This is a genomic window from Streptomyces aurantiaciflavus (assembly GCF_049808595.1).
Classification (GTDB): Bacteria; Actinomycetota; Actinomycetes; order Streptomycetales; family Streptomycetaceae; genus Streptomyces.
The window spans coordinates 132,808-145,909 of record NZ_JBNCAQ010000021.1 but is presented as its reverse complement, the minus strand read 5'-3'; the positions used below and the strand labels follow the sequence as shown (position 1 = coordinate 145,909).

The 13,102-nt window shown below is 71.6% G+C and carries 12 protein-coding genes; 6 read left to right on the top strand and 6 right to left on the bottom strand.

Going from position 1 to position 13,102, the window contains the following annotated elements; translation table 11 throughout:
- Positions 1-2: 2 nt before the first annotated feature.
- From ACPT94_RS25015 to ACPT94_RS24990, 6 genes are all read left to right on the top strand, one after another.
- Positions 3-1,367 carry an aspartate aminotransferase family protein gene (locus ACPT94_RS25015; protein ID WP_360343904.1) on the top strand — a complete coding sequence of 455 codons (1,365 nt, stop codon included), beginning with the start codon at positions 3-5 and terminating at the stop codon, positions 1,365-1,367.
- Positions 1,368-1,596: 229 nt separating this feature from the next.
- Positions 1,597-2,337: an ABC transporter ATP-binding protein gene (locus ACPT94_RS25010; protein ID WP_360343901.1), complete on the top strand. Its 741-nt coding sequence runs from the start codon at positions 1,597-1,599 to the stop codon at positions 2,335-2,337.
- The gene (locus tag ACPT94_RS25005) at positions 2,319-3,878 is read left to right on the top strand and encodes an ICP22 family protein (protein ID WP_425246867.1); all 1,560 of its coding nucleotides are present in this window, start codon (positions 2,319-2,321) and stop codon (positions 3,876-3,878) included. The genes ACPT94_RS25010 and ACPT94_RS25005 overlap by 19 nt, the downstream gene beginning before the upstream one ends.
- Before the next feature lie 198 nt (positions 3,879-4,076).
- Complete coding sequence (locus ACPT94_RS25000; RefSeq protein WP_360343895.1) at positions 4,077-4,496, top strand: VOC family protein; 420 nt, start codon at positions 4,077-4,079, stop codon at positions 4,494-4,496.
- 35 nt (positions 4,497-4,531) lie between these two features.
- A complete protein-coding gene (locus tag ACPT94_RS24995; protein WP_360343892.1) occupies positions 4,532-5,659 on the top strand; it encodes an LOG family protein in 1,128 nt (375 codons plus the stop codon).
- A gap of 159 nt (positions 5,660-5,818) precedes the next feature.
- On the top strand, positions 5,819-6,544 hold the full coding sequence (locus ACPT94_RS24990) for an LAETG motif-containing sortase-dependent surface protein (RefSeq protein ID WP_425246866.1): 726 nt from the start codon (positions 5,819-5,821) through the stop codon (positions 6,542-6,544).
- A gap of 53 nt (positions 6,545-6,597) precedes the next feature.
- On the opposite strand, the gene ACPT94_RS24985 is transcribed toward ACPT94_RS24990, so the two are convergent.
- The 6 genes from ACPT94_RS24985 to ACPT94_RS24960 form a co-directional block, all read right to left on the bottom strand.
- Positions 6,598-7,404, bottom strand: a complete 807-nt coding sequence (locus tag ACPT94_RS24985) for a maleylpyruvate isomerase family mycothiol-dependent enzyme (RefSeq protein ID WP_360343886.1) — start codon at positions 7,402-7,404, stop codon at positions 6,598-6,600.
- Positions 7,405-7,429: 25 nt separating this feature from the next.
- Positions 7,430-8,449: an ABC transporter ATP-binding protein gene (locus ACPT94_RS24980; RefSeq protein WP_425246865.1), complete on the bottom strand. Its 1,020-nt coding sequence runs from the start codon at positions 8,447-8,449 to the stop codon at positions 7,430-7,432.
- Positions 8,449-10,050: an ABC transporter permease gene (locus tag ACPT94_RS24975; RefSeq protein WP_425246864.1), complete on the bottom strand. Its 1,602-nt coding sequence runs from the start codon at positions 10,048-10,050 to the stop codon at positions 8,449-8,451. The genes ACPT94_RS24980 and ACPT94_RS24975 overlap by 1 nt, the downstream gene beginning before the upstream one ends.
- Positions 10,051-10,103: 53 nt before the next feature.
- Complete coding sequence (locus tag ACPT94_RS24970) at positions 10,104-11,183, bottom strand: thiamine ABC transporter substrate-binding protein (RefSeq protein ID WP_360343877.1); 1,080 nt, start codon at positions 11,181-11,183, stop codon at positions 10,104-10,106.
- Positions 11,184-11,410: 227 nt separating this feature from the next.
- A complete protein-coding gene (rlmN, locus tag ACPT94_RS24965; RefSeq protein ID WP_425246863.1) occupies positions 11,411-12,517 on the bottom strand; it encodes a dual-specificity RNA methyltransferase RlmN in 1,107 nt (368 codons plus the stop codon).
- A 24-nt stretch (positions 12,518-12,541) separates the two neighbouring features.
- Positions 12,542-13,003 (bottom strand): SRPBCC family protein, encoded by a 462-nt coding sequence (locus tag ACPT94_RS24960; protein WP_360343871.1) that lies wholly within the window; start codon positions 13,001-13,003, stop codon positions 12,542-12,544.
- Positions 13,004-13,102: the final 99 nt, after the last annotated feature.

Genomic DNA, 13,102 nt, shown 5'->3' with positions numbered 1-13,102 from the left:
CCGTGAGCACCAAGGACCTCAGTCGCACCGCGTACGACCACCTGTGGATGCACTTCACCCGCATGTCCTCGTACGAGAACTCCCCCGTCCCCACCATCGTCCGGGGCGAGGGCACCTACATATACGACGACAAGGGCAAGCGCTACCTCGACGGCCTCGCGGGTCTGTTCGTGGTCCAGGCCGGCCACGGCCGCACGGAACTGGCGGAGACCGCGTTCAAGCAGGCGCAGGAGCTGGCGTTCTTCCCGGTCTGGTCCTACGCCCACCCGAAGGCCGTGGAGCTGGCGGAGCGTCTGGCCGACCACGCGCCCGGCGACCTGAACAAGGTCTTCTTCACCACCGGCGGCGGTGAGGCGGTCGAGACCGCCTGGAAGCTCGCCAAGCAGTACTTCAAGCTCACCGGCAAGCCCACCAAGTACAAGGTCATCTCCCGCGCGGTCGCCTACCACGGCACCCCGCAGGGCGCCCTGTCCATCACCGGCCTGCCGGGCCTGAAGGCCCCCTTCGAGCCGCTCGTCCCGGGCGCGCACAAGGTCCCCAACACCAACATCTACCGGGCGCCGATCTTCGGCGACGACCCCGAGGCCTTCGGCCGCTGGGCCGCCGACCAGATCGAGCAGCAGATCCTCTTCGAGGGCCCGGACACGGTCGCCGCGGTCTTCCTGGAGCCGGTCCAGAACGCCGGCGGCTGCTTCCCGCCCCCGCCCGGCTACTTCCAGCGGGTGCGCGAGATCTGCGACCAGTACGACGTGCTGCTCGTCTCGGACGAGGTCATCTGCGCCTTCGGCCGCCTGGGCACGATGTTCGCCTGCGACAAGTTCGGCTACGTCCCGGACATGATCACCTGCGCCAAGGGCATGACGTCCGGGTACTCCCCCATCGGCGCCTGCATCGTCTCCGACCGGCTGGCCGAGCCCTTCTACAAGGGCGACAACACCTTCCTGCACGGCTACACCTTCGGCGGCCACCCGGTGTCCGCCGCGGTGGGCCTCGCGAACCTGGACCTGTTCGAGCGCGAGGGCCTCAACCAGCACGTCCTCGACAACGAGAGCGCGTTCCTCTCCACTCTGCAGAAGCTGCACGACCTGCCCATCGTCGGCGACGTCCGCGGCAACGGCTTCTTCTACGGCATCGAACTCGTCAAGGACAAGACGACGAAGGAGTCCTTCAACGCCGAGGAGACCGAGCGCGTCCTGTACGGCTTCCTGTCCAAGGCGCTGTTCGAGAACGGCCTGTACTGCCGTGCCGACGACCGCGGCGACCCGGTCGTCCAGCTCGCCCCGCCGCTGATCTCGAACCAGGAGACCTTCGACGAGATCGAGCAGATCCTGCGCGCGACCCTGACGGAGGCGTGGACCAAGCTGTGATCTGTCGGAAGATCCTTCTTGTGGATCTTCCTCTGAGGTGATCGACACCGGCCCCGGTGCCGCCCGTTCGAGTGAGAAACGGCGGCCCGGGGCCGTGTGCTGTCCGGCCCCGGGCCATCGCCTGCCTAGCGTGCGTGTGACCGATCGGCCCTGTCTTCGTTCCCCCGCACGGGGGAACGGCACGGGGGATCGGCACGCGAACCACTGAACTGAACCGAGGTGTACGCCCATGGAGGCTCCGCCGGACAACGACGTGCTGTGGGCACGGTCGCTGCACTTCACGCACCACGACGGCTCCCCCGCGCTCGGCGGCGTCTCGCTCGGCGTCCGGGAGGGCGAGATCCTCGCCGTCACCGGCCCGCGCGGCAGCGGCAAGACGACCCTGCTGCACTGTCTGTCCGGTCTGACGCCCGCCCAGCGCGGCGAGGTGTGGTTCAACAGCGTCCCCGTGCACACGCTGGGCCCGCTGGCCCGCGAACGGCTGCGCCGCGACCGCTTCGGCTGGATCGATCCGGCACCGGTGCTCGTCCCCGAACTGAACGTCTGGGAGAACGCGGCCCTCCCCCTGATGCTGCGCGGCGCCGGCCGCCGCCGCGCCAAGGTCGCCGCCCTGGAGTGGCTGGAACGCCTCGACGTCGGCGACAAGTCCCGCAGGCGGCCCTACGAACTGACCCAGGCGGAACGCCAGCGTGTGTGCATCACCCGCGCCCTGGCTCCCGCCCCGTCGGTCCTCTTCGCGGACGAACCGACGGCCCCCCTGCACCGCGCCGACCGCGCCCACGTGCTCCGTACGCTGATGACGGCGGCCCGCTCGCACGGCATCACGGTCGTCCTGGCCACCCACGACGCGGAGACGGCGGCCCTCGCCGACCGCACGGTGCCGCTGCTGGACGGGCGACGGGTGAAGACGGTCCACCTGCCCCCGGTCACCGAGACGGAAGGCCGAGCGGCGTGCTCGCTCTCCGTCTGACCCGCAGCGCCCACCCCGCCGTCCAGGTACGCCGCCTCCTGGTGGTGACGGCCTCGGCGGGCACCGGCTTCCTCCTCCTGGGCACCCTCGGCCACGCCCTCACCCACCCCGACACCCCGGCGGCCGCCGCACTCCGGCTGGCCTGGTGCGCGGTCCCCCTGGCCGCGACGGTCCACCTGGCCCTCGCGGTGGCCCGCACCGACCCCGGCACCCGCCCCCGCCCCGGCCTGGCGGCGATCGGCCTGGGCCCGGCCCGCCTGATGGCCGTGTCGGCCACCACCACGGCCCTGTCCACCACCCTCGGCTCCGTCCTGGCCCTCCTGGCCTTCCTCCACCTCCGCGGCGACCTCACCGGCATGCCCTTCGACGGAGCAGCCGCGGACTTCCTGGCCCCGGACGTCCCCCTCCCTCTCCCAGCCGCCCTGACCCTCCTGACCTGGGCCCCGGCAACGGCATCAGTGGCGGTGGCCCTGTCCCTGCGCCCCCGCGACACCCAACTGGCGGCCACCTCCCGGGGGACGGGGCGCGCCCTCCGCAGATTCGAGGCACGGGGACACGGAGCACGGGAGACGTTCGGCGCGTACGGAAGGTTCGGCACACACTCGGCCACCCACGACCAGCCACCCCGCCAGACCGCGCGCAGCCGTGCCGCCGGGACCAACGAGGACCCCCGACAGCCCACCCACACCCCAGACGACGGCACACAGCCACGCCCCCAATCCGCGGGCAGTCGTGCCGCCTGGGGCGGCACGGGTGGGCGATGGGGGTCCCCCCGCTCGAGCGAAGCCGAGAGTGAGGGAGGCACCCCGCGAGCGCCGGGCAGCGCGACCCACCCCCCAGCCGCAGCCGACGGCACGCCGGAAACCCCGGACCACTCACCCAACCCCCCGGCAGCAACCGACCACACACCGGAAGGACAAGCCCAGGTCCCCAACCCCACCGCCCTCCCCTGGGGCGCAGCCACCCTCGCCGCCGGCCTCGCCGTGGAGGCCTACGCCGCCCACACCACGAACGGCGCCGACCTCGCACTCCCCGGCGGCCCCACAGGCCCCGCCGCGGTCCTCGTCGGCTGGATCCTCACCGCCGTGGGCCTGGCCCTGGCCGGCCCCGGCCTCACCCACCTCTGCGGCCGCCTGCTGCAGGCAGCCCGCCCCGGCGCCCTCCGCCTCCTGGCCGGCCGCGGCCTGATGCAGGAGGCGTCCCGCATCGGCCGCCCCCTGGGCATCCTGTGCGCGGTGGCCTCCGGCGCGTACGGCATGACCGCCCTGTACGACTCGTCCGCCCCGTCCCACCCCACCGCGGGCCCCCTCACCACCCTCGGCGCCCTCCTGGTCGTCGGCTGCGCTCTCGCCACCGTCCTCACCGCGGCCGTGGAGGCGCGCCAGGCCCGCGCCGACACCACGGCCGCCCTCCTGCGCCTCGGCGCCCCGGCCACGGTGCTGCGCGGCGCGGCCGCCCTCCGCGCCGGCGCCCTCGCGGCCCTCTTCGTCCCGCTCACCCTGATCGTGGCCGAGCTGGCGGCCCTCCCCCTGGCCGACTGATCACCATCCGCCCCTGTCCGCCCTCGTCCACCCCCATCCGCCCCTATCTGCTCCGACCTGCCCCTCGCCCGACCCCCACCCGAAAAATCGCGCGAAAAAATCTCCGAGCGCCGATGAGTTCCGCACGGCCCCCCGGTCTACCCCACCGAACGCGACGAACGGCTCGCACACCCCGCACGAACCGATGGGAGAGACCCGATGACCACCTCCGCCTACCAGCAGATGATCTTCGTCAACCTGCCCGTGAACGACCTCGAGGCCTCCAAGAAGTTCTTCACGGAGCTGGGCTACTCGATCAACCCCCAGTTCAGCGACGAGAACGCGGCCTCGGTGGTGATCAGCGACACGATCTTCGCGATGCTGCTCACCAAGCCGTTCTACTCGACCTTCACCAAGAAGGAGATCGCGGACTCCACCAGGACCAGCGAGGTCCTGGTCGCGCTGAGCGCCGAGAGCCGCGAGAAGGTGGACGAACTGGTCGACCGCGCCCTGGCGTTGGGCGGCTCGCCCGCCGGCGAGACGCAGGACCACGGCTTCATGTACGGCCGTTCCTTCGACGACCTCGACGGCCACACCTGGGAGGTCGTCTGGATGGACCCGTCGGCGATCGAGAGCTGAACCGCCCGCCGGGCAGCGGCCCCTAGCATGGGCGGGTGCATCCGACGACACCCGCCCAGCCGTTCGACGGTTCCCACGACCGCGAGATCGAGTCCCTCGCCGAGTTCGATGAGGTGGTCTCCGCACAGGGCACCCTCTCCCACTACCGCGTCCAGGCCGTCGACCTGACGGACCGTACGACCGTCCTGCTGACCCTGGACACCGCGGGAGCCGTCTTCCTCGGCTGCCCGATGGACCCCGGGGCGGCGGCGAAGGCCCGTGCCTCCGGCGCCCTGGTCTTCCCGCCCGTACCGGGCCTTCCCTTCGATCCGTACCGCGGTTTCGTCTACTCCCCGGACGAGCTGTTCGAGTCGCTGCACGACGGCTACGAGGCGACACCCGACGCCCGCGCCTACGCCTGGTTCCAGCAGACCAAGGCGGACGGCGACATATTCGCCTCCATGCTCCGCTCGATCCACGACGACGCCGTCTCGGACGCCCTCGACGAACTCCTCGTCGGCGCCCGCGTGGTGGGCGTCATGGGCGGCCACGCCATGGCGCGCGGCACGGAGGCGTACGCCGGCGCCGCGCGCCTCGGCCGGGAACTCGCCCGTGCCGGGCTCACGGTGGCGACCGGCGGCGGTCCGGGCGCGATGGAGGCTGCCAACCTCGGCGCCTACGCGGCTCCGCTCCCCGACGGCATGCTCACCGAGGCGCTCCGACTCCTCGCCAAGGCGCCGAAGTTCACGCCCTCGATCACCGACTGGGCGACGGCGGCCTTCGAGGTCCGCGCCCGCTGGCCGCAGGGCGGCCCCTCCGTCGGCATCCCCACCTGGTTCTACGGCCACGAGCCGCCGAACCCGTTCGCCGCGCACATCGCCAAGTACTTCTCCAACGCCACCCGCGAGGACGGACTGCTGGCCCGCTGCACCGCCGGTGTCGTCTTCCTGCCGGGCGCCGCCGGGACCGTACAGGAGATCTTCGACAACGCGACGCCGAACTACTACGAGTCGCGCGGTGAGCCCACGCCGATGGTGCTCGTGGACCGGGCGCACTGGACGGAGCGGCTGCCGACGTGGCCGTTGCTGCGGGCACTGGCGAAGGAGCGGTCGATGGAGGACCGGATCGCCCTGGTCGACCGGATCGAGGAGGCTCCGGAGGCGTTGAAACGTCTTGGCGGTTAATGAGCGGGCAAAGCCAAGGGTCCGGTAACGTCCCCGCATTGACAGTACTTATGGAACGCTTATAAACCTGTGGGACTCCCGGGGATGCTGTCGCCACCGCGTTGGGGGCGTCACCTCCCCCTCCACCCCCCGCAGTTGCGCATCACGTAAAGGACAAACGTGTCCCCATCCCGCCGTACCGCCGCCCGTTCGGTGCGCATGCTCGGTGTCACCGCCGCCTCGGCCGCTCTCGTCCTCGGCGCCTCCGGCTCGGCGCTGGCCTGCAAGATCACGGACTTCTCCGCGACAGCCGCCTGTGACGGGGCGAAGGGCGTCATCACCGTCACCGACACGGACCCGACGGGCGCCCCGGCCGTCGTCTCGGTGTTCCTCGAGAACAACGGCGCCGACCTGAGGAAGGTCGGCGAGCAGACGGTCGAGGGCTCACAGAAGGGCGTCACCGTCACCTTCGCCGAGGACTGGGAGCCGAACGCCGTCTACCGAGTCCACGTCACGGCCGTCAAGGGTGAGAAGACCCTGGTCGACGCCGACATACCGAACCTGACCACCCCGGCCAAGGCCTGCCAGGCCGACACCACGCCCACCACGCCCTCCACCCCGTCGACCTCGCCGTCGCCGTCCGTCTCTCCCTCGGACTCCGCCTCGACCCCGGCCGCGACCGAGTCCGGGACGCCGACCCCGCCGGCCGAGGAGAGCGAGAGCACCGCACCCGCGGACACCACCGCGAGCAACCAGCCGTCGCCCGCGGTCGGCGAGTCCAACCTCGCCGAGACCGGCGCCAACTCGAACACCGGTCTGATCGTCGGCATCGCGGCCGCGCTGGTCGTCATCGGCGGCGGCGCGGTGTTCTTCGGCTGGCGCCGCACGGGCTCGGGCAACCGCTGACCCGGGTTTCACCGCGGTGGCCCGGCCCCCGGGGGGGACGGGCCACTCGCATGTCAGCCGAACGTGGTCTTCTCCAGCCAGAACTCCAGCAGCTCCCGCTCGCCGAGGACCTCCAGCCCCGGGCTGTCCAGCGGCAGCCGACGGTAGAAGGCGAGCAGGACCGCGGTGAGCGGGCCGCGCAGCGCGACCGTCGCCTTCTCGTGGCCACGGCGCCACACGATGCCCTGCTCGGTGAGCTCGACCAGCCACTCGGCGTTCAGCCCCGCGGGCGCGTCGGTGGCGTGGAGGTGGATCGTGGAACCCCCGCGGTGCGGGGCGCGCAGTTCTTCGGCGGCGGCCTGCGGCATGTTCCGCTGCACCCACTCGACGAGCTGCAGCCACTCGTCCAGCGCGTCGGCGGCGACATCGGGCGCGACCTCGTAGGGCAGGCCGGCGGTGAGCGTGGCGTCGGCGCGGTGCACGGTGATCTCATGGGTCATCCGGCGGGCCCAGAAGCCGGCGTCGAGGGTCCCGGCCCAGCCCCACACCTTGGCGTCGGGCCCGGCCTCCCGCAGCGCGCCCACGACCATGTCGCCGGTCTCCGCGAGCCAGGCGTCCAGTGCGGCCGGGTCGCCCTCGGCCGCCGGTCCGCCACGGGATGGGACCTGCTCCTCCGGGACGTTCTCCTGGGCCCGCGTCCGCACGAGCATCTCGGTCCAGCGCAGGGCGCCGCCCATGTGCCGTACGAGTTGCTCCAGCGACCAGTCCGGGCAGGTCGGCACGGTGGCCGAGAGATCCGCTCCGGAGGTCACGACGGCCCTCAACTGCCGTACCTGGTGGGCGATTTCATCACAGTACCGGTCGTACGCGAGTAGCGTCATACGTAACACCCTAGGGGTGCGCCGGTCAGTCCAGCACGACGATTTCGGACAGGTCGAACGTCACCCCGACCGCCTCCCCGACCTCCGGCGCCAGCCGCAGCGCGCACGCGGCCTCCAGCCGCGGTGCGTCCTCCGGCTGGAGGTGAACGGCGACATGGGTGCCCTTGAAGGTGCGGGCGGCGACCGTGCAGCGCAGGCCCTCGTCCACACCGGTCAGCCGCACCCCGGCCGGCCGGACCAGCAGCGTGCGCGTGCCCTGCGGGGAGCCCGCCGGGACCGGCACCTTGCCCCACGGGGTGTCCGCGGCCTCCTCGACGACGTTCGCCTCCACGACGTTGTCGAAGCCGAGGAAGCGGGCCACGAACGCGTCCGCCGGCCGCTGCCACACCTCAAGGGGCGTACCCGACTGGGCGATTCGCCCGTCGCGCATCACGACGACCCGGTCGGCGAGCGCGAACGCCTCGCCCTGGTCGTGGGTGACCGCGAGCACGGTGGTGCCCAACCGGCCGAACAGCTCCCGCAGTTCGACGACGAGCCGCTCCCGCAGCGACCGGTCGAGCTGGCCGAGCGGCTCATCGAGCATCAGCAGCCGGGGCCGGGGCGCGAGCGCGCGGGCCAGCGCCACCCGCTGCTGCTCACCGCCGGAGAGCGCGGCGACGGCCCGGCGGGCGGCGCCCGGCAGACCGACGAGGTCGAGCAGCTCCCGTACCCGCTCGTCCTGTCGCCGCCGTGGGGTGCCGTGCATCCGCAGTCCGAAGGCCACGTTGCCGCCCACGTCCCGCTGCGGGAACAGCTGATGGTCCTGGAACATCAGCCCCAGCTCACGGCGGTGCGCGGGCACACCGGCCTGGTCCCGCCCGTCGAGCACCACCCGCCCGGCGTCGAGGGGCTGGAGCCCCGCCACCGCCCGCAGCAGCGTGGACTTGCCGCTGCCGCTCGGCCCGAGCACACACACCACCTCGTGCTCGGCGACGGCGAGATCGACGCCGTCGAGGACGGCCCGCCCACCGAACCGCACGGTCGCGCGCTCCAGCTCCAGCAGCATCAGAACTCCCCCGTCCGGTCGGTGCGCAGCCGCTCCAGCACCAGCAGGGCCACCGCGCACACCAGCATCAGAATCGTCGAGAGGGCCATCGCCTGGCCGTAGTTGAGTTCCCCGGCCCGTCCCAGGAGCCGCGCGACCGCGACGGGCAGGGTCGGGTTGTCGGGCCGCGCGATGAACACCGTCGCCCCGAACTCCCCCAGCGACACCGCGAAGGCGAACCCGGCCGCGACCAGCAGCGCCCGCCGCACCATCGGCAGGTCCACCTCCCGCCACACCCGCCAGGGCGACGCCCCGAGCACGGCAGCCGCCTCCCGCAGCCGTACGTCCACCGCGCGCAGCACGGGCAGCATGGTCCGGACGACGAAGGGGACGCCGACCAGCGCCTGTGCGAGCGGCACCAGGATCCAGGTGCCGCGCAGATCCAGCGGGGGCTCGTCGAGAGCGATCAGGAAGCCGAAGCCGACCGTCACCGCGGAGACGCCCAGCGGCAGCATCAGCAGCGCGTCGAAGCCGCGGACGAACCGTCCGGAGTCGCGCCGGGTCAGCGCGGCCGCGGCCAGCCCGCCGATCACCACGGCGATCACGGTCGCCGCGGCGGCGTACTGCAGGGAGTTGCCGATCGCCTCGATCGGCGGGACGAGGAAGACGTTCCCGTCGTCGCTGGTCAGCGCCCGGTAGTAGGCGAAGTCCGGCGCGTCCAGCGACCGTTGCACCAGCACCGCAAGCGGCAGCAGGAGCAGTATCACGACGGTGCCGAGGACACCGGCGAGCAGCGCCCACTGCCCGGCCCCGCGCGGCCTGCGCGCCGTCACCGACGCGTCCACCAGCCGCAGCGCGGTCTCCCGCCGCCGTACGGTCCAGGCGTGCACGGCGAGGATCGCGCCGACGGCGACGAACTGGACGATCGTCAGGACGGCGGCCGTGGACAGGTCGAAGATCTCCGAGGTCTGCCGGTAGATCTCGACCTCCAGGGTCGAGAAGGTGGGCCCGCCGAGGATCTGGACCACGCCGAAGGAGGTGAAGGTGAAGAGGAAGACCATCAGCGCGGCGGCGGCCACGGCGGGCGCGAGGGCCGGCAGGGTGACCTGACGCCAGGCCCGCAGCGGCGACGCGCCCAGCGTCCGCGCCGCCTCCTCCTGCCGCGGATCGAGCTGCGCCCACAGCCCGCCCACCGTCCGCACGACGACGGCGTAGTTGAAGAAGACGTGCGCGAGCAGGATCGCCCACACGGTCGTGTCCAGCCGTACGCCCCACAGCTCGTCGAGCAGCCCGCCGCGGCCGACGAGCGCCAGGAACGCCGTACCGACGACGACCGTCGGCAGCACGAACGGGACGGTCACGACCGCCCGCAGCAGATGCTTGCCCGGGAAGGAGAAGCGGGCGAAGACGTACGCGGCGGGCAGCGCGACCAGCAGCGTGAGCGCGGTGGACGCGAGCGCCTGCCAGGTGGTGAACCACAGGACGTGCCGGAGGTCGGACTGCCCGAGCACGTCCCACAGCCGCCCCAGGTGCCACGCCCCGTCCGCCCGGAGGCCGCGCGAGACGATCGCGGCGACCGGGTAGGCGAAGAAGACCCCGAAGAACGCGACGGGCAGGGCCATGAGCCCGAGCCGCGCCGCGCTCCCGGTTCGCCTCCCGGGCGACTTGCGGGGGGCTACTTCAGTACGAGCGAGGTCCACGACTTGACCCACTGGTCGCGGTGGTCGGCGATCTCGGCCGGGTCCATGGTCTCGGGATCCTCGGCGGCCGGCCCGTACTCGGTGAACTCGGCGGGCACGGCGGCGCCCTTCACCACCGGGTAGACGAACATGTTGAGCGGCATGTCCTCCTGGAACTCCTTCGAGATCAGGAAGTCGATCAGCGCCTTGCCGCCCGCGCTGTTGCGCGCGTTGCTCAGCAGCCCCGCGAACTCGACCTGGCGGAAGCAGGTGCCGGTCGCGACGCCGGTCGGGGCGGTGGCCGGCTTGGGGTCGCCGTAGATCACCTCGGCGGGCGGCGAGGAGGCGTAGGAGACGACGAGCGGCCGGTCGGCCCCGGCCTTCCTGCCGCCGGCCGATCCGGAGAACTCCTCGTTGTAGGCCTGCTCCCAGCCGTCGACGACCTTCACGCCGTTGGCCTTGAGCTTCTTCCAGTAGCCCTCCCAGCCGTCGCCGTACTTCGCGGCGGTGCCGAGCAGGAAGCCGAGGCCGGGCGAGGAGGTGGAGGCGTTCTCGGTGACCAGGAGGTTCTTGTACGCGGGCTTGACCAGGTCGTCGAAGGAGGCGGGCGGCGCCAGCTTGTGGTCGGCGAAGTACTTCTTGTCGTAGTTGACGCAGATGTCGCCGTGGTCGACGGGCGTGACGCGGTGCTTGCCCGCGTCGAGCTGGTACTGACGGTCGACCTGGTCGAGCCCCTTCGCCTCGTACGACTGGAACAGCCCGTTGTCGAGGGCACGGGAGAGGAGCGTGTTGTCGACGCCGAAGAAGACGTCGCCCTGCGGGTTGTCCTTGGTGAGGACGGCCTTGTTGACGGCCTGCCCGGCGTCGCCGTCCTTGAGGACCTTCACCTTGTACCCGGACTGCTTCTCGAAGTCCGCGAGCACGTTCTTGGAGACGGCCCATGAGTCGTGGCTGACGAGCGTGACGGTCTTGGAGCCGCCGCTCGATCCGGTGTCGTCGGACGACGACGAACCGCACGCGGACAGCGTGACGAGACCGAGGCCGACGACCGCGGCCACGAACGTCCTGGTGTGCACTGGATTCCTCCTGGGGTTGACCAGGAAGAGACGCGGCCCTGCCCGGGGCCTCTGAGGGGGACCCGGGCAGGGCGCAACAGCTCGAGTGATGACCGAACTCCCTACCCAGAATGACCTGGGCGAGGTTCAGAGGGTCTGCGGCCCGGTTGCCGCACTCTCAGCGCTGTGGCGCTCCCCTGTCGGAATATGAAGATGTCTGAAAACAGGATGGTGTTACGTCGGTCAGACTACCGCTCGGTGGCGGCGAGCTGACCACACGCCCCGTCGATCTCCTGACCACGGGTGTCCCGGATGGTGACGGGCACACCATGTGCCGCGATGGCCTCCACGAACGCCTTCTCGTCCTCGGGCCGGGAGGCGGTCCACTTCGAGCCGGGGGTCGGGTTGAGCGGGATCAGGTTGACGTGCACCGGCCGCCCCTTGAGCAGCCGCCCGAGACGGTCACCGCGCCAGGCCTGGTCGTTGATGTCGCGGATCAGCGCGTACTCGATGGACAGCCGGCGCCCGGACTTCTCGGCGTACTCGAACCCGGCGTCGAGCACCTCGCGCACCTTCCACCGCGTGTTCACGGGAACGAGGGTGTCGCGCAGCTCGTCGTCCGGCGCGTGCAGCGAGATGGCGAGCCGGCACTTGAAGCCCTCGTCGGAGAACCGGTGGATGGCCGGCACGAGTCCGACGGTCGAGACGGTGATCCCGCGTTGCGACAGCCCGAGCCCGTCCGGCGCCGGGTCGGTGAGGGCGCGGATGGCGCCGACGACCCGCTTGTAGTTGGCGAGGGGCTCGCCCATGCCCATGAACACGATGTTGGACAGCCGGGCGGGCCCTCCCGGGACCTCGCCGTCGCGCAGCGCCCGCATGCCGTCGACGATCTGGTGCACGATCTCGGCGGTGGACAGGTTCCGGTCCAGCCCCGCCTGCCCGGTCGCGCAGAAGGGGCAGTTCATCCCGCACCCCGCCTGCGAGCTGATGCACATGGTGACCCGGTCCGGGTAACGCATCAGCACCGACTCCACGAGCGTGCCGTCGAACAGCCGCCACAGCGTCTTGCGGGTCGTGCCCTGGTCGGTCGACAGATGCCGCACGACCGTCATCAGCTCGGGCAGCAACGCCTCACGCAGCTTCTCGCGCGCCCCCGCGGGGATGTCGGTCCACTCCGCCGGGTCGTGCGCGTACCGCGCGAAGTAGTGCTGCGACAACTGCTTCGCCCGGAACGGCTTCTCACCGATCTCCGCCACCGCCTCCTTCCGCGCGGCGGGCGAGAGGTCGGCGAGATGCCGCGGCGGCTTCTTGGCTCCGCGGGGGGCGACGAAAGTGAGTTCTCCGGGCTTAGGCATAGCCTCTCAAGTGTCGCAGATCCTTTACGGTGCCCCGATGCCGCCGCCGTGTTCCAGGCGCTCCTTCAGCAGCTGCTCGTTGCGCGGCAGTTCCTTGCGCAGCTGCGGCTTGACGACGAGGGGTACGAGGACCCTGCCGAGGCCGCGGCCCTCGAAGTCGAGGTCCATCGTCACGCGGGAGCGGCGGCCGTCGTCGAGCGGGTCGATCTCACCGTGGACATGGCCGCGCACGGGGCCGTCGATGCCCTGCATGCCCCAGGCGTGCGGGGGGTCGCACTCGGTGATCTCCATGGTCATCGGGATCTCCCGATTGCCGACGTAGCGGGTGACCCGCACCCGGGAGCCGACCTCGATCGGCCCTTCGTCGAGTCGCTCGGCCGAGACCGCGCTCGCCTGCCATTCGGGCAGGTGAGAGGGGTCGATGACGTACGTCCAGACCTCGTCGGGGGTGCAGTCGACGTCGATCGTTTCACGGAAGCCGGACATGATGCCCGCCCCCTTCCAGGAGATCCCCCCTGTGGGACGTTGCAGCAAAATCGTCCCACCCGTCCCCCTGCGAGACCAATCGTCCCGACGACGACGGGC

Bases quoted from the DNA above. Each gene is read 5' to 3' on its own strand.
- ACPT94_RS25010 (WP_360343901.1), top strand. From the start codon at position 1,597: ATGGAGGCTCCGCCGGACAACGACGTGCTGTGGGCACGGTCGCTGCAC.
- ACPT94_RS25000 (WP_360343895.1), top strand. From the start codon at position 4,077: ATGACCACCTCCGCCTACCAGCAGATGATCTTCGTCAACCTGCCCGTG.
- ACPT94_RS24985 (WP_360343886.1), bottom strand. From the start codon at position 7,404: ATGACGCTACTCGCGTACGACCGGTACTGTGATGAAATCGCCCACCAG.
- ACPT94_RS24980 (WP_425246865.1), bottom strand. From the start codon at position 8,449: ATGCTGCTGGAGCTGGAGCGCGCGACCGTGCGGTTCGGTGGGCGGGCC.
- ACPT94_RS24975 (WP_425246864.1), bottom strand. From the start codon at position 10,050: ATGGCCCTGCCCGTCGCGTTCTTCGGGGTCTTCTTCGCCTACCCGGTC.
- rlmN (WP_425246863.1), bottom strand. From the start codon at position 12,517: ATGCCTAAGCCCGGAGAACTCACTTTCGTCGCCCCCCGCGGAGCCAAG.
- ACPT94_RS24960 (WP_360343871.1), bottom strand. From the start codon at position 13,003: ATGTCCGGCTTCCGTGAAACGATCGACGTCGACTGCACCCCCGACGAG.